This is a genomic window from Plesiocystis pacifica SIR-1 (genome assembly GCF_000170895.1).
Lineage (GTDB): Bacteria > Myxococcota_A > Polyangia > Nannocystales > Nannocystaceae > Plesiocystis > Plesiocystis pacifica.
Genome location: NZ_ABCS01000025.1, coordinates 74,414 through 90,406, shown reverse-complemented (window position 1 = coordinate 90,406; position 15,993 = coordinate 74,414). Strand labels below are relative to the sequence as shown.

The 15,993-nt window shown below is 71.2% G+C and carries 13 protein-coding genes, 1 pseudogene and 1 riboswitch; of the genes and pseudogenes, 9 read left to right on the top strand and 5 right to left on the bottom strand.

Translation table 11 applies throughout. The annotated features are described in order from the left end of the window. Positions 1 to 55 precede the first annotated feature (55 nt). From PPSIR1_RS42770 to PPSIR1_RS15255, 4 genes are all read right to left on the bottom strand, one after another. Entirely contained in the window at positions 56 to 829 is a 774-nt protein-coding gene (locus tag PPSIR1_RS42770) for a hypothetical protein (protein WP_157595581.1), read from the bottom strand. A 123-nt stretch (positions 830 to 952) separates the two neighbouring features. Continuing rightward, entirely contained in the window at positions 953 to 1,954 is a 1,002-nt protein-coding gene (locus PPSIR1_RS15265; protein WP_006971981.1) for a DUF429 domain-containing protein, read from the bottom strand. Positions 1,955 to 2,042: 88 nt separating this feature from the next. Continuing rightward, positions 2,043 to 2,678 carry a UPF0158 family protein gene (locus PPSIR1_RS15260; protein ID WP_006971980.1) on the bottom strand — a complete coding sequence of 212 codons (636 nt, stop codon included), beginning with the start codon at positions 2,676 to 2,678 and terminating at the stop codon, positions 2,043 to 2,045. A 326-nt stretch (positions 2,679 to 3,004) separates the two neighbouring features. After that, entirely contained in the window at positions 3,005 to 4,510 is a 1,506-nt protein-coding gene (locus PPSIR1_RS15255; RefSeq protein WP_006971979.1) for a coiled-coil domain-containing protein, read from the bottom strand. Between PPSIR1_RS15255 and PPSIR1_RS51235 the strand changes: the two are divergent. From PPSIR1_RS51235 to PPSIR1_RS15225, 7 genes and pseudogenes are all read left to right on the top strand, one after another. Beyond that, a pseudogene (locus PPSIR1_RS51235) lies at positions 4,509 to 5,219 on the top strand (PCRF domain-containing protein); the annotation flags it as partial. The gene PPSIR1_RS15255 and the pseudogene PPSIR1_RS51235 overlap by 2 nt on opposite strands. Then, positions 5,183 to 5,473: a peptide chain release factor family protein gene (locus PPSIR1_RS51230; RefSeq protein WP_157595579.1), complete on the top strand. Its 291-nt coding sequence runs from the start codon at positions 5,183 to 5,185 to the stop codon at positions 5,471 to 5,473. The pseudogene PPSIR1_RS51235 and the gene PPSIR1_RS51230, both read left to right, overlap by 37 nt. 410 nt (positions 5,474 to 5,883) lie before the next feature. Further along, positions 5,884 to 6,186 carry a cell division protein ZapA gene (locus tag PPSIR1_RS15245; RefSeq protein ID WP_006971976.1) on the top strand — a complete coding sequence of 101 codons (303 nt, stop codon included), beginning with the start codon at positions 5,884 to 5,886 and terminating at the stop codon, positions 6,184 to 6,186. 57 nt (positions 6,187 to 6,243) lie between these two features. Then, positions 6,244 to 7,590, top strand: a complete 1,347-nt coding sequence (gene tyrS / locus PPSIR1_RS15240; RefSeq protein ID WP_006971975.1) for a tyrosine--tRNA ligase — start codon at positions 6,244 to 6,246, stop codon at positions 7,588 to 7,590. A 4-nt stretch (positions 7,591 to 7,594) separates the two neighbouring features. Then, positions 7,595 to 9,580, top strand: a complete 1,986-nt coding sequence (locus tag PPSIR1_RS15235) for a hypothetical protein (RefSeq protein WP_006971974.1) — start codon at positions 7,595 to 7,597, stop codon at positions 9,578 to 9,580. Positions 9,581 to 9,648: 68 nt separating this feature from the next. Beyond that, positions 9,649 to 10,617, top strand: a complete 969-nt coding sequence (locus PPSIR1_RS15230) for a hypothetical protein (protein WP_006971973.1) — start codon at positions 9,649 to 9,651, stop codon at positions 10,615 to 10,617. A gap of 53 nt (positions 10,618 to 10,670) precedes the next feature. Next, a riboswitch (cobalamin riboswitch) is annotated at positions 10,671 to 10,872 on the top strand. A 26-nt stretch (positions 10,873 to 10,898) separates the two neighbouring features. Beyond that, positions 10,899 to 11,645 (top strand): cell surface protein, encoded by a 747-nt coding sequence (locus tag PPSIR1_RS15225; protein ID WP_086001347.1) that lies wholly within the window; start codon positions 10,899 to 10,901, stop codon positions 11,643 to 11,645. Positions 11,646 to 11,669: 24 nt separating this feature from the next. Here the strand turns inward: PPSIR1_RS15225 and PPSIR1_RS15220 are convergent, their stop codons facing one another. Then, on the bottom strand, positions 11,670 to 12,107 hold the full coding sequence (locus tag PPSIR1_RS15220; protein WP_006971971.1) for an MAPEG family protein: 438 nt from the start codon (positions 12,105 to 12,107) through the stop codon (positions 11,670 to 11,672). 43 nt (positions 12,108 to 12,150) lie between these two features. Between PPSIR1_RS15220 and PPSIR1_RS15215 the strand changes: the two genes are divergently transcribed. Beyond that, positions 12,151 to 14,121, top strand: coding sequence for a M28 family peptidase (locus tag PPSIR1_RS15215; protein WP_157595578.1), 1,971 nt, complete (start codon positions 12,151 to 12,153; stop codon positions 14,119 to 14,121). A gap of 128 nt (positions 14,122 to 14,249) precedes the next feature. Continuing rightward, the gene (locus tag PPSIR1_RS15210) at positions 14,250 to 15,980 is read left to right on the top strand and encodes a nuclear transport factor 2-like protein (protein ID WP_006971969.1); all 1,731 of its coding nucleotides are present in this window, start codon (positions 14,250 to 14,252) and stop codon (positions 15,978 to 15,980) included. Positions 15,981 to 15,993 lie beyond the last annotated feature (13 nt).

Below are 15,993 nucleotides of genomic sequence, written 5' to 3'. Positions count from 1 at the left end.
CGTTGTGACTGGTGGTCCAGTCAGCCCCAAGCCCGGGCTACGCCCCAAGCCATGGTCAGTAGCACAGCTGGGCGCCACCCACGATGTTGACGCACTCCATGCCCCCGGGGCAGGTCTTCCCGCCCGAGCAGTCCAGCTCGCAGTAGGGCGTCATCGCGTCGTTGCACACCGGCGTCGCGGTGCCACCGACGTTTGCGAAGCACTCGGCGTCCGAGGAGCACAAGTTGGTGCAGAAGCCGTCGTAGGGGTCGGTCTGCCCCTCCATGGTCACCGTCGCGCATCCGTCGAGGCCGGGGCAGTTGACCGCGTCGAGGCAGTGCGAGTAGAGCTGGCCCGCGCCGGGCTGGGGCGTGTTCGAGCAGCCCGAGATGTCGACGGCGCAGTTGTTACACGTCAGCGCCCCCTGGTCGTAGCCCAGGCTCTGGCAGGTCGCCCCGCCGAAGTCGTTGCCGTCGCAGCTCTCGCCGGGATCGAGCACCCCGTTGCCGCAGTCCGCTCCCCCGCCGGTGGTCGTGCCGCCGTCGGTCGTCGTGTCGGTACCGCCGTCGGTCGTCGTCGTATCCGTCCCGCCGTCGGTCGTGGTCGTCCCGCCGTCGGTCGTGGTCGTGTCCGTCCCACCATCGGTCGTGGTGTCGCCGCTGCTGTCCCCGCTCTCCTCCATCGTGTCCTCTTCAGCCTCGTCGTCGTCGCCGCTGTCGACGGTCGTCGGGGTGCCCGAGCCGAAGGAACCGAAGGAGGAACTCGTGGGGTCGTCGCCCGCTCCAGCACACCCGGAGGTCAGGACGAGGACCGAAACGACCGAACAAAACAACTCAAAATGACGCTTCATGACTAGGCTCACGATTGAGGCAAGGGAACGTCACACACCATACCACCCCGGCCTCCCGGCGTGTGAACAACTGAAACCTAGTGCCAGCATTGGGCTCGCCGCAGGCGACCGTTGCGAGCGCGACTACTCGGGGTTCACGCGAACGGGCGGCGTCCAGATCCAACCGTCTTGGAGCCACAGATCACCGAACTCGTCGATGACCTCGGCGAGCGGCCCATCCGCGTTGCCGAGCAGTAGATCTTCCGGTCCTCGCCAGCCCTCCCGCGCCCAAAAGTAGGCGCTAAAGGCGGCAATCACGGCGTGGAAGACGTGAATGTTGCGAACCACGAGATCCGGCCACACGCGGTCGAAGGCCAACTCGGCGACGAGCTCCGCGAGCATCTCGCGGCGGATCGCAAAGGTCTGGTCCACAGCCCCCAACCGGCTCCGCTGTTCTCGGCGCGCGCCGAACAAGCGGATGAGCGTCGCGCGCGGGTGCACCTCGATGAGGTTCTCGTGCAAGCGCAGCTGCGGCGACAGGCTCCGGCGCAGGTAGGCCGCCCGCGCGGCGAGGGGACCCATGCCCTGGCCGAGGGCCTCCCGGGGCTGCAAGGTCGCGCGCTCGAGCAGCAGCTCCGTCGCGCGCTGGGTGTAGGGCGTGACCGAGGGCTTGCCCGGATCCGTGCGACCCCGGCGAACCTGGAGGCGCTGGGCGTTGCGCGACATCCAGCGGACCACGGGGACCTCGCAATTGGCGACGCCTGGGCACGCGAGGGTGCAGCGGACGCAAGCGGGCAGGGTCAAGGGCGCGTCGAAGGCCACGACGGTGTCGTCGTCGAGCCAGCGCTCGAACCACTGCATGAGCACGTTGTCGCGGAAGGGCGCCTCGATGTGCCCCTTCCGCGCCTCGGCAGGCTGCTCCTTGTCGAGCTCACCGCCGCCGCGCTGGCCCCAGCGCGCCCGCGCCTCGGCCAGCACGAGCCGACCTTCGGGGCTGCGCGCCCGCGCTTGCGATCGGCGCACGCCCTCGGCCGCGCTCGACACGTTGGCCGCGTCGCCGAGGCCCGGATCGCGCGGGGGCTCGGCGGGCCCGAGCTCGAGCCGAGCCACGGCCGTGGTCTTGCCCCGACCGCCGCCGAGGCTCACCCCGACGAAGCGCTGAAAATGAGAGCGGGCGCCCCCCGGCGAACGGCGCGGGGAGAGCCCTGTCTGTTCCGACTCACTCAGGGCGAGTTCACTCCTGAACCGAGGGCATGCGCTCGACGAGGAAGCTCAGGTAGGCGATGGCCGCCGGCAGCTCGAGGGCCGGCAGCTGCTCGACGATCTCCTTGGCCTTGCTGCGCAGGGTCTCCGTGGGCCCCTCGCCCCGCCGACCGACGGGCTTTTCGAGGGGCACGTCGGGCTCCGGCGGCTGGTCGGGCTTGCCCCACGGGGGATCTTCGCCGAGCACGATGTCCTTCATGCGCAGCCAGCCGTTGATGTAGATGTGCAGCAAGTTCGCGCGGTAGCTGAACCAGCGATCGCGCTCGACGGGGTAGGACAGCAGCACGTCCTTGAAGCGACGGAAGGCGCCCTTACCGTCTATCGCCAGCACGAGGCGCTCGCGCAGGGAGTCGTCCTCGACGGAGGCCACGAAGCGCTCCATCCACCGGTACTGTTCCCGGGACGAGGCCGGGTCCAGGTGGACGTAGCGGTTCATGCTCTGCCGAATCTGACCGCGCTTCTCGTCGTCCTCGGGGCGGCTGTCGACGATGGTCACGACCTCGCCGGTTTCCAGGTCGAGGTAGCTGTGGGTCTCGGGGGCGTTGTGTTCGAAGGCGGTCTCGAGGGCAGACCAGTCGGGGTTGGGGGCGCTGGGATCGACTCGCATGGCTAAGGAGGTCTCTCGTTCTCGAATGGGCGCCGGTACGGCTACGCCCCGGGGGCCCTCAATGGTCCATGGGCCCCGACACCGTCCAGGGGAGTGGGACGGTGGGCAGGTTCGGCGCTGGTTGTGAAACCGCTGGTCAGGCGGTAGGTCGGTGACGCGCGAGGATTCGCGCGTGGATCAGCATAGTCCCCTCCCAGGGGGGAGGTCCAGCAAGATGGGTGATCCACGCGCCAGCGCCCCCCACTTGGGCCAGGTCTCCAGGTTCGGCCTCCCGCTTCAGCCACCTGAACCGATGCGCCATGGCAGCGCGGGCCAGCAACTGCGGCTCAAAGGAGCTTCTCGAGCTCGCGGTGGAGCTCCAGGGCGGACAGCTGGCCGCCGCGCTCGAGCTTGCGGAGCAGGCTCTGGATCCGCGAGCGGGTCGCCATGATCTGGCGGCGACGGGCGGGGCTGATGAGGTCGGTCTCGACGATCAGCGTCAGCTCCTCGTCCTCGAGCTCGTCCTCGTCCTCGTCGCCCTCGTCGTCCTCAGCGAGGGCGCGCTCGGCCACGCTGCGGGCCCGGGCCAGGGAGGCCTCGAGGTCGTGGATCCGCCGGCCGCGTTCCTCGACCTGGGCCTCGAGCTCCGCGAGGCGCGCGTCGCGGTCGTCGCCCTCGGCCGCGTCGGCCTGACTCTGCCCCTGCGCCTCGGCCAGCTCAGCCCGGACGCTGGCGAGCTCGGCCTCGAGGGCCTCGACCGGGCGAGATTGCACGTTCTCGAGCTCTCCGCGAGCCCGCGTGAGCTCCCAGCGCAGGGTCTGCTCGCGGCTCAGGGCCACGTCGAGGCGGCGGGCGTCGAGCTCCGCGTCGCCCTCCCCTTCGGCGCCCGAGTCTGGCTTGCCTTCCCCATCGTCGAAGTCTTCGGCCTCGAGGACCTCGAGGGCCTCCTCGAGGCTGGCGATGCGGTCTTGCGCCCCGTCGAGCTCGTCGAGCAGCTTCTGGCGCTCGATGGCCTGGAGGTCGTGCTGGCGCTGGACCTCGGCGAGCTGAGCCTTGAGCGGGCCGAGCTCGTCCCGAGCGGCGTCGCGGACTCGACCGCCGGCCCGCGCTCCGCTCGGCTCGGCCCCGAGCGCGGCCGGGAGCTCGACGTAGGTCACCCCTTCGCTGGGCACCCGGGGCCCGACGACCGCGACGAAGAGCTCGAAGCGCGGACTCTCCGCGCCGAGGGAGTTGTCGACCTCGATCTCGGCCGCGGACTCGTCTGCGTCGGCCCTGCCCTCGTCGCCCTCGGCCTCGAGCACCGCGCCAAAATCGTAAAAGGCGGCCAAACCCGGCCGCGTCAGGCCGTAGATGCGACCGTCGCCAGCGAGCTCCTCGACCAGGTCGGCGAGGGTCTCGTAGGCGCCGTCCTCGTCGCCGTCGGCCACGGGCAAGGTCAGGGCCAGGCTGCGCTCGCCGCCCTCGCAGCGCTCGGCGAGGACCTCGAGCATGGCGTCGCGCTCGGGGCTCGCGTCGCCGGCGAGGTGAACCAGGGCCACGCGCCAGCGCTCGTCCGCGGCGACCTCACCGGCGCCGTCGAGGCCGGCGAAGGCTGTCCCTCCGCGCACCCGGGCGAAGCTCGCGGCGCGCCGGCCGTTGCCGAGGATCATCCACGCCGCTCCAGGCCGCTCGTCCTCCCCTTCGCCCTCGCCCGTGGGCAAGAGCCGACCGAGCAGTTCAGCGAGGGGACCGTCCTCGGGGCCGCCCGCGTGGAGCACGGCCTCGAGCTCGCGGTCGTAGACGATCCGATCTTGCCCACGCCACAGCTCATCGAGGAACTGATAGCGCGCGGCCCAACGACGCTCGTCGCCCATGACGAGCGTTTCATACCCGCCAGGCTCCCCGGTGGCAATGGACGATCTTCGCCCCTCGACTCGCCCTTTGCCGCGGCGGCCTGGCGGTGATACTCCCTGCCAATCTGCCCAGCCCTCGGAGCCGACCCCAGCCCCGACCCTCAGACCGGCAGCGAGAGCCATGAACCCCCGCCTGCGCGCAAAGATCGAGAACATCGCCGAGCGTCACGAAGAGCTCGGAGAGATGATCTGTGACCAAGAGGTGATGGCCGACAAGCGCCGCTTCCTCGAGCTGTCCCGAGAGCACGCCGAGCTGACCCCGGTGGCCATGGCCTTCGCCAAGCTCGTCGAGCTCGAGCGCCAGCTGGGGGAGACCCGCGAGCTCCTCGACGACCCCGACATGCGCGAGCTGGCCCAGGCCGACGTCCGCGAGCTCGGCGGGCAGGTCGAGGACGCCGAGACCGAGCTGACCCGCCTGCTCACGCCCAAGGATCCCAACGACGCCAAGAACGTCATCCTGGAGATCCGCGCGGGCACGGGCGGCGACGAGGCCGGGCTGTTCGTGGCCGACCTGTGGCGGATGTACAACCGCTTCTCCGAGCGCCACCGCTGGGCCATCGACCAGGTCGAGTTCTCCGAGAACTCCGCCGGCGGCTTCAAGGAGATCACCGGCCGCGTCCAGGGCAAGGGCGCGTGGGCCCAGCTCAAGTTCGAGCGCGGCGTCCACCGGGTCCAGCGCGTGCCCGCGACCGAGTCCCAGGGGCGCATCCACACCTCCACCGCCACGGTCGCGATCATGCCCGAGCCGAGGACATCGACATCGACATCGATCCCTCGGACATCGAGTTCTCGGCCATGCGCTCGAGCGGCTCGGGCGGGCAGCACGTCAACACCACGACTCCGCGGTCCGCCTGCTCCACAAGCCCACGGGCATCGCGTGCGCTGCGACCAGAGAAGTCCAGCTCAGAACGCGAGCTCGCATGAAGCGCTGCGCTCGCGCTGCTCAGATCAGATCCAAAGCAAGCAACGCCGGCGTCCGTGGAGCGATCGACGCGAGGCTCAAAAATCGACTACAATTATCCGCAGGACCGCATCACCGACCACCGCGTCGCGCTGACCCGGCACAACATCTCCGGGTTCATGGACGGCGACATTGACGACGTCCTGGGCGCGCTGCGGGCCGATGACGAAGCCTCCCGCATGGCCGAGCTGACGGAATGACAGTCGTCATTCCGTCCGCTCTCTAGTTTGATGGCGGGACCGTGGCCGGTCCCGCCCTCGGCCCGGGCAGACCCGTCCCGAGCCTCCCACCCCTGCCCGGCCCTTCCGGGCCGTTGGTTTGGCGGGGATGAGGAGACTGGTGAGTCTGGAGGCGAAGGTGGTATGACCTTCGCATGAAGCAGTCGGTCAGCGTCGAGATCGCCGGCCAGACCCTGTCGATCCGCAGCGACGAGGGCCCCGAGTACGTGCAGGAGCTCGCGGACTACGTCGACGCCCACCTGCGCGAGCTCTCGGGCGGACGGCGCACCTACTCGGTCCAGCGCATGGCCCTGCTGGTCGCCATGCAGATCGCCGACGAGCTGTTCCGGGAGAAGGACCTGCGGGCGCGCTACCGGGCCCGGGTCGAGGCCCGGCTCGAGTCCCTCGAGCGCGTCCTCGACGAGCACGAAACTCAGCTCTCGACCCTCGAGGGCTGAGGCCGCAGCGGGCCGAAGCACTCGACCCTGGCGGGCGGATGCCCTACTTTGTCGCCCATGGGCGACCCCGACAGCCTGCCCCCCTTCGAATCTTCGGCGCTGAAGGTCCTGGCCGAGCGCGGCTTCATCGAGCAAGGCTCGGACTTCGCGGCCATCGACGCGGCCCTGTCCGCCGGCATGGTCACCTTCTATACCGGCTACGACCCGACCGCCGACTCGCTGCACGCGGGCAGCTTGCTGACGATCATGGCCATGCGCCACCTGCAAAAGGCGGGGCACCGGCCCATCGTGCTCATGGGCGGCGCGACGGCGATGGTCGGCGATCCTTCGGGGCGCAGCGAGACTCGCAAGATCCTGACCACGGAGACCATCCGCCACAACGTCAGCGCGCTGCGCAAGCAATTCAGCCGCTTCGTGCACTTCGACACCGGGGCCGACAACGACGCGCTCTTGGTCGACAACGCCGACTGGCTCCTCGGCGTGCGCTACATCGAGTTTCTGCGCGACATCGGCCGGCACTTCACGGTCAACCGGATGATCGCGGCCAAGACCTACCGCGACCGCCTCGAGGGCGAGCTGCCCCTGAGCTTCCTCGAGTTCAACTACCAGCTGCTCCAGGCCTACGACTTCCTCCACCTGATGCGCGAGCACGACTGCCGCATGCAAGTCGGCGGCTCGGATCAGTGGGGCAACATGATCGCCGGCGTGGAGCTCATCCGCCGGGTCGCGGCGGACCACAACAAGGCCCAGGGCCAGGATCCGGGCGAGGCCGACGCGGCCCCAGCCCACGCCTACTGCCTGACCTACCCCCTGCTGACCACCGCCGACGGCGGCAAGATGGGCAAGACGGCCAAGGGCGCGGTGTGGCTCGACCCCGAGCGCTACTCGCCCTACGACTACTACCAGTACTGGATCAACTGCCACGACCGCGACGTCGAGACCCTGCTGCGGGTGTTCACCGAGCTGCCCATGGACCAGGTCCGCGAGCTCGCCAGCCGCGAGGGCAAGGCCCTCAACGAGTCCAAGGCCATGCTCGCCTACGAGGCCACGCGCCTGCTGCACGGCGAGGACGAGGCCGCCCGCGCGCGCACGGCCACGGCCCAGGCCTTCGGCAAGGGCGAGGACTGGAGCGCGCTGCCCCTGATCGAGGTCCCCGGCGAGTCGATCAAGCTCCTCGACCTGGTCGTCCACGAGGCCGTCAAGGGCTTCAAGTCCAAGCGCGACGCCCGAGAGCGCATCAAGTCGGGGGCCGTGAAGATCGACGGCGAGTCGGTCACGGACGTCAACGAGGTGATCACCGCCGAGCGCTGCGGCGAGGACGGGCTGCGCCTGCAGACCGGCCGCAAGCGCCGGCTCCGGGTCAAGCTCAGCGGCGAGGCCCCGCCAGAGCCCGAGCAGGCTTGAGCCCATGGCCGAGGCGAGCGAGCCCAGCGAGCACGCACCGGCGGGCGCCTGGGCTCGCTGGCGCTACTGGCTGATCGTGCTCGTGCTCGCCCTCGTGGCCGTGTTCGCCCGCCGCGACGCCATCGACACCGGGGTCGTCAGCGACGACTACATGCACCACGCCATGCTCGCGGGCATCTACCCCGCGACGGGCGAGGACGGCCGAGACCGGCGGCCCTTCGACCTCTACGCCTTCTTGCCCGCCGACGCCGAGGGCCTCGACGAGCACGCCGCGGTCGGCACGACGCCGTGGTGGTCCGTGCTCCCCAACGACCCGGACGCCGACGGCGGGAGCGTGCGCTTCGCCGTGCTCCGGCCCCTGTCGAGCGCGCTGCTGACCCTCGACCACGCCCTGTTCCCGGGCCGCTCGGCGCGTCGCTGGCACCTGCACTCGCTGCTGTGGCTGCTGGCCGCCATCGCCGGGGCCGCGCTGGTCTGGCGGCGGCTGTTTGGCGAGGGGCTGGCCGTGCTCGCCGTGGCGCTGCTGGCCTGCGACCCGAGCTGGTGCACGCCGCTGGCGTGGATCGCCAACCGCTGCGCCCTCGTCGGCGCGACCTTCGGCTTCCTCGCCCTCGCCGCCCACATCTACCGCCGACCGATCCGCTCCCGCTCCGAGGGCGAGCCCCCGCCCGAGCGCGCCCGTCGGCTCGCCCTCGTCGAGGCCGCGAGCCTGGCCCTGGCCATGGCCGCCGGCGAGTACGGCCTGGTCGCCGCCGCCTACGTGTTGGCCTACGAGCTCGTCGCCGCCCGGGGCAGCGTCCGCGAGCGCCTCGTCGCCCTGGCCCCGGCCACCGCCCTGGCCCTGGCCTACCTCGCGCTCCACCGCCTGCTCGGCTACGGGACCTACGGGGAGGTCTACGCCAACGTGTTCGAGGCCCCGAGCGCGTGGCTGTCGACGGCCAGCCACCGCCTCCCGCGGCTGATCACCGCGGGGCTGTGGTCGATCCCCGCCGAGACCACCAAGTTCTTGTTTCAGCTCGACGCGCACGCGCCCTGGGCCGACCCCGGCGAGGACTTCTTCGACTTCATCGACTACCACCAGCGCGTCGCCTGGCTGGGCGTGGGCCTGAGCCTGACGCTGGCCATCCCCGCGCGCCTGGGCCTCCACGAGCACGAGCGTCGAGGGCTGCGCGCGCTGGTCCTCGGCGCCTTCTTGGGGCTGATCCCGCTGTGCTCGGCGCCTGCGCAAGTCCGGCTCCTGGTGCTCACCCAGCTCGGCGCGTGTGCGCTCATGGCCGGCGCCGCGCTCGGCTGCGTCCGCCTGGTCCGGGGCCTGTTCGTGCCCCCCCAAGATCGTGAAACTGGCCCCTCGCGCGGGCTCGCGCTCGCAGGCCTGGCCCTCGGCGCCCCGCCCTTGCTGCTCGCCCTGGGCCTCAACACCGCCCACGACCTGCGCTGGGGGCAGGACCAGCTCGACGAGCTGATCGAGTTCCAACGCCAATCCCTCGCGGCCTTCACCCAGGGCGACATCGGCCGGGGCCGCGTCGAGCCCGAGCGCCTCGACGGGGCCGACGTCGTCGTGCTCAACGCGACCTCGATCACCACCGCCCTGCACGGCAGCTACGTGCTCGACTACCACGACCAGCCCCTGCCCCGGAGCTGGCGGCCGCTGGCGATCCGGGCCCCCTCCTTCGTCGCCGAGCGCAGGGGCGCCAAGGTCCTCGAGCTGTCGGCCGTCGACGGCGGGTGGCTGCGCAACCCGGCGGAGCTCAACTTTCGCCGCAGCAGCCAATTGCTGTACGCGGGCGACGTCCGCGAGCGGCCGGGCCTGCGCGTCGAGGTCCTCGCCGACGTCCAGGGCTTCCCCACCCGGGTGCGCTTTCACTTCGACGTGCCCCTCGAGGAGCTCCTGTTCCTGCACGAGACCAAGGCCGGCCTCGTCGAGTGGACGCCGCCCCCGATCGGTGGAAACGCTCCGGTGCCCTTCGCGCGCATGACGGAGATCGACTGACACCTCCCCGTCCCCACGCCCTCAGCTTGACGTATCGAGGACACTAAGCTAAGTGTTCTGAGTACGCCATGAGCACCAAGCCCGAACGACTCTCGACCCTCGAGCTGCCCGCCGCCGAGCTCGTCCGCTCGCACCCACCGGTCTGGCGCGACGCCAACAAGAAGGTCATCGCCGCGCTCAGCTGCCCCGCCGACGCCGAGCATCGCGGCCAGATCCGGGTCACGCGTTGGCGCGCGGGCGCGCTACCCGAGACCCTGCCCGAGTCTTCCCCCGCCCTCGAGGCCCACGCCGACCTGTTTGGCTACGCGCCCGCGCCTGACGGCGAGACCCACTGGTACCTCAACTTCGCCGATCGCCGGCTGTTCATCGCCTACGGCAGCGGCCTGCTCGCCCAGGACGAGCTGCAGGTCGCCGAGCACCCCGCCCTCGGCAGCGTCGCCGAGGCCATGGCCGCGCTCCCCGATCAGGTCCCGCTCACGGCCGAGGACGAGCCCACGCCCATCCTGGTCGCTGGCGTCGAGCGACGCTGCGTGCTCGACACGGCCCCGGACCTCGACGCCGGGCGCGTCTACGGCCTCTACGGCCACCGCTTCCAGCGGGCGACCCCCGACGAGGTCCGCGGGGCGGTGACCGTGCTCGACCCGCCGACGGTCTCCAACATCCTGGCGATCGAGGCGCCGACGGCCTACCGCGGCGCGTACACGGCCAAGCAGATCCGCTTCATCTTGCGCACCGCGGTCGCGGGCTATCGCGCGGCCGCGCTCGAGTCTGCCGGCGCGCTCGTGATCCACACGGGCTTTTGGGGCTGCGGCGCCTACGGGGGCAACCGCGAGCTCATGGCGCTCTTGCAGATCCTCGCCGCGCGCATCGCCGGCGTCTCGCGCCTGGTGTTTCACGCCTTCGACAGCGAGGGGCTCGCGCTCTATCGCGCGGGCGAGGCCGTCGCCGCCGAGCTGGCGGGCCTCACCAGCCTCGACCAGGCCATCGCCGTGATCGTCGAGCTGGGCTACCAGTGGGGCGTCAGCGACGGGAACTGACTGGGAGGCGCCGAAGTGGGCGAGCGGCGATTGACCGGCGCGGCCGAGCCCGCTATGAGCGGAGGGCCGATGGTCCCGCGCGTGCGGGCCCGAGGGAATCCGGTGGAAATCCGGAGCTGCCCCGCAGCGGTGAGCGGGAACGAAAGCTGCATCGAAGGCACTAGGCCACGCCCGGGAAGCCGCAGCGAGTAGGTCACCGGGGTCTCGACCCCGTCGCCCGCGAGTCCGAAGACCTGCCGTCGGTGTTGTCCGTCACCCCGGCCCCGAGGGAGGGCCCGACCATGGCACGACCCACGATCTTCGCGCACCGATCCGCCCACTTTTCCATCGCCCTGATTGCCGCCTTCGCCCTCGCCTGCGTCGATGACCCCGACGCAGAGGACATCGACGAAGGCGGCACCAACGACACGGCCGAGACCGGCCCCGATCCCGAGGCGGCCTGCCTGCCCTGCGACGCCGACCCCGACGCGGGCGCCGACCCCTTCGCCGACTGCGTCCCCGTGTTCGAGCCCGCCGCCGCCACCGTCGAGGCCGGCGGCTGGAACCACGACCAGCTCCCCGACATCGTCCTCGGCCCCCCCGGCGGCACCCTCGACACCCTGTCCCTGGGCTGCGGCGGCGTGATCGTGCTGGGCTTCCAGGGCGCGGGCATCGTCGACGGGCCGGGGCCGGACTTCATCGTGTTCGAGAACCCCTTCGACGCCAGCTTCCCCGAGCCCATGGTCGTGGAGGTCAGCGCCGACGGCTGCGAGTGGTTCGCCTACGCCTGCGACCCCCTCGCCCCCGCCGACAGCGACTGCGCTGGCGCGACGCCGGTGGCCGCCACCCCCGGGAGCGACATCGATCCCACGGACCCCGAGCTCGCCGGCGGCGACGCCTTCGATCTGGCCGACGTCGGCCTCGAGCAGGCCTTCTTCGTGCGCCTGAGCGACCGCAGCGAGGCGACCTGGGACGCGCAGTACTGCGACCCGGGCCAGGCCGGCAAGGGCGGGGCCGACCTCGACGCCCTCGCCAGCGTCCACGGCTGATCTCGAGCGAGTACCGCGTGTCCGCTAGGTCCACACGCCGATCAGCGCGCTGACCAGCATGGTCACGATGATCAGGTAGCAGGGCACCGTCACCACGTAGACCCGCTTGGGCTGGAGCCCGCCGATCTTCGGCCCGAGCAAGCGCGGGTAGTTCACGCGCAGCGCCAGGTAGCCCAGGCCCAGGCCGCCGGCCAGCCATGGGTGGGCAAACACGGCGCACAGCCACAGCGCGACGAGGAAGGGCACCATCTGCTCTTGAGTGTTGATGACCGCCCGATCGGCCGCGAGCATCTCCCGATCGCCGCCGAAGTAGCGGTCGAATGGCTCCCCGCGCGCGCCGTACTCCCGCTGCAGGCGGTACTTCGTCCCGCGCTGAAGACCCAAGAGCAGGTAGTACCAGTACAGCAAGTAGGCGACGGTGACGGACACCGGGGCCGCGAAGCTCTCGGGCGACGGGGGCATGGACGCGATGCTACCTCGCGCGGCCGCGTGGTATCCCCAGCAGGTGCTGACGCGCGTCTCCTCCCTCGCCCTCGTCGCCGCCCTCGCCCTCAGCCTCGGCTGTGATCGCGGAGCCGCGGACGCGAAGGAGTCGCGCCCGCCAGCGCCGAGCACCGAGGAGCGCGAGCCCCCCGGCCCCGGCCTGCTCGAGATCGACGCCGACGCGATGCTCGACGGCATCACGTGGCTGGCCAGCGACGAACGCCGGGGTCGCTACACCTTCAGCCCCGAGATCCAGGACTCGGCCCTGTGGGTCCGCCAGCGCTACGAGGCCCTCGGCCTGAGCCCCGTCGGCGCGCAGATGATCCACCCCTTCCAAATGCGCACGGCCGTGACCGCTGGCGAGACCCAGCGCCTCGTGATCCACAGCGGCGCTCGAGCCCGCGAGGCCAAGGCCGACGAGTTCACCCCCATCGCCTTCGGTCGACCGGGCAAGGTCCGCGGCGAGCTGGTGTTCGCCGGCTACGCGACGCGCTGGGACCGCGAGCGTCAGCTCAGCTACTTCCGTCGGCTCCGCGGCCACGAGCGCGTCGACCTCGAGCGCGCCCCCGACGGGGTCTACGACGACCTCGACGGCGTCGACCTCGACGGCAAGATCGCCCTGGTGCTCATGCACGCCCCGCGGCGCTCGGACCTGCGCGGGCTCTACGTCGAGATCCGCGACGCCGTCCAGGACTTCGAGTTCGACGCCGGGCCGCTGCTCGAAGCGGGCGACGTCAAGGCCCTCGAGGCCCTGCACCGCCAGACCCGAGAGCGCATCGTCGAGCTCGCCGAGACCTCCATCGAGCTCGACGCCCTCGACGCAGCCTTTTGGTCCGTACCCGATCCGCGCGCCGGCATCGACGTCGAGATCCTCTACGCCCACCTCCTCGACTGCGCCATCACCACGCCCCAGTTCGTGCCCGAGCACAACCGCCTCGAAGAAAAGCTCGAGCGCCTGCGCGACGCCGGGGCCATCGGGGCCGTCGTCGTCAACGGCCCGCGCTCGTTCATGACCCCCGACGCGCGCGAGGCCGACGCCCTGCGCGAGCTCCCGGCCAAGGGCTCGGGCCTCGGCGTGGTCCGGGTCCACGCCCCCTTCCCCGTGGTCCAGCTGCGCTGGCGCGCCGCCGATCGCCTGCTGCGGATCGACGGCCGCAAGCTGTCCAAGATCCAGGCGAAGATCGACCGCGAGCTCGAGCCGCGCTCGGGGCCCCTGGGCGTCGAGGTCGAGCTCGAGGTCGAGCTCGACGAGGACTTCACCGAGAGCCCCAACGTGCTGGCGATGATCCCCGGACGCAGCGAGGACATCGTGCTCGTCGGCGCGCACCTCGATCACATCGGCGTCAAAGGCGAGGGCCACTGCCGGCCGCGGGGCGCCGGGGCGGATCTGATCTGCAACGGCGCCGACGACAACGCCTCGGGCACGGCGGTCGTCATGGACATCGCCCGCTCCCTCGCGGCCAGCGGCGAGAGCTTCGAGCGCACCGTGGTGTTCGCCCACTTCAGCGGCGAGGAGCTGGGCTTGTTCGGCTCGAAGGCCCTCGTCGCCGACCCGCCCTTCCCCCTCGAGCGCGTCGTGGCGATGATCAACCTCGACATGGTCGGGCGCCTTCGAGACGGGGCGCTGACCATCAGCGGGCTCGACAGCAGCGAGACCTGGCTGCCGCTGCTCGATGAGCTCGGGGTCGACGAGCGCGCGGAGCAGCTGCTCCTCGACCGCCACACCACCACGCGCAGCGACCACGCGCCCTTCTTCCGCCGTCAGATCCCCAGCTTGTTCTTCTTCACCGGCACCCACGAGGACTACCACCAGCCCAGCGACGAGACCGCGCGCATCGATCGCGAGGGGCTGGCGATCGTCGGCCAGCTCGCCCTCGACGTCGTCGTGGCGCTCGCCCGGGGCCGGGCCATCCGCTGGGGCGAGCTCGAGCCGGGTGAGGGCATCGGCTATGGCTTGACGGGCGCAGACTCGCCGACGCTGATCGAGCGCTAGCCCTTGGACGAAGCGGGCGCTCGAAATTGGGGTGCGTCGAGGCGGATGTCTGATCCCCCTCGCGCCCAAAAAAATCCTCACGCGAGCGCGGGCTGTCCCGCGAGGGCGCCAATGCTAGTCCCATCGTCATGAGCCCCTACGACGTCTACGTGCTCGTGCCCGCCCTCGAACAGCGCTGGTCGCAGCCGTGCATGTGGGCCCTGGCTAGACGCCTGCGGCCGCTGTTGACCAGCCTGGAGCTGAGCCTCTCGGTGCTCGCGGACGGGCTCGAGGCCTGCGTCGCGGGCGAGCGCGGCAGCTACCACGCCCACGCGGCCCAGCTGCGCGCGGTGCTTCGGTCCATCGAAGGGCAGCTCGACCTCATCGAGGCCGAGGCGCTCCGGTTGCACGACCCCAGATTGCCGTGGCTGGTGCCGAGCCAGGCCGGGCGCGAGGGCTCGACGCAGTCGCGGGCCCTCGCCGTGACGGCCCGCGGCCGGCAGCTTGGGACCTTCGACCGAGACCTTGGCCGCCTGCGCCTGCGCTACCTCGAGCTGAGCGCGGCGATCGGCTTCGACCTGGGCCTGGGCCTGGCCCTGTGCGGCCGGCCGACCCACGCGCGGGTCCTCGACTACGACGCCCTCGTCGATCCCGCGGGCCTGCTCGAAGCCCTGACCGTCGAGCGCTACGCCGAATTCGTCGAAGATCGGGTGTTCATGCGCGTGCACCAGATCGTCGAGGGTCAGCTCGAGCACTACCACCTGCTCCTGGCCGAGGCCCGCGAGGGCCTGGGCGGGCTCGGGCTCGAGTCGGCGCCGACGCCCAGATGCCCCGACGACCGGGCGCAGGCTGCTCAGCTCGAGGCCTTCGTCGCGACCCTCGATCAGGCCACGCGGATCATCGAGGTCTACGCCGACACCATCACGATCCTCCGCCACATGGACGCGTCGGACTACGCCCCCCTGCGCGTCGCCCTGCGCGACGCCAGCGGTGCGCTCTCGGAGCGGGCCCGGAGCCGGGCGCGGGTCGTCCACGAGCTGTTCCAGGCCCTGCTCGCCGAGTGCCCCGGCCTCGACCTGTTTCGCTGCGTCCAGGACCCCGCCGCGCAGCCCCGCAGCTATCGGGTCCTCGCCGCCTTCGAGCGCCTCGCCGCCGCGTGCAGCCTGTCCAAGTCCGTGCACGCGGTCATGGTCGACAACATGCTCGGGCAGCAGGTGCTGGGCACCCTCGGGGCCGAGGTCGTGACCCTGGGCAAGCTCGCCGCGGCGCCCGTACTGCCCGAGCTCGACCGCGCGATGACCCAGCTCTCGCTGTGGACCCTGCTCGCCCACGCCGACCAGGCCGGGCGGGTCATCCTCGAGCAAGAGCAGCGCTTTGGGCTCGCGGGTAAGTACAGCTTCGAGCCCAGCGCGGACGCGGCCAGCCCCGAGGCCATGCGCGCGAGCGTCGACGCCTACTACGGCTGCATCGTCTCGCGCTGCGCCGACGGCTGGGTCGCGCTGTTCGAGCCCGAGCGCGGGATGTTCATCGACCCGCCCGGGACCAAGCCCAGCCTCGGGCCCCGGCAGCTGCGCAACGCCTTCGAGGGCTTCTTCCTCGAAGTGTTCACGGGCATCCGCGGGCTCGAGCACCAGGTCCGCGAAGACCCCGTGCCCGCCGAGCGCCTCGACGTCGCCGACTACGAGCTCGCCGTCGACTGGAGCTTCCACGCCGAGACCTGCCTGGGCCCGACCGTGAAGGTCAGCGGGGTCGAGGTGTTTTGCTTCGACGCGCGCGGGCGCATCACCTTGGTCCAGGCCATCTGGGACACGAGCGCCGTCGCCCGCGAGATGCTCGAGCTTCGCCTCGCCCAGGGCGATCGGGAGCGCGCGGCCTCCTAGCCGCCCGACGAAT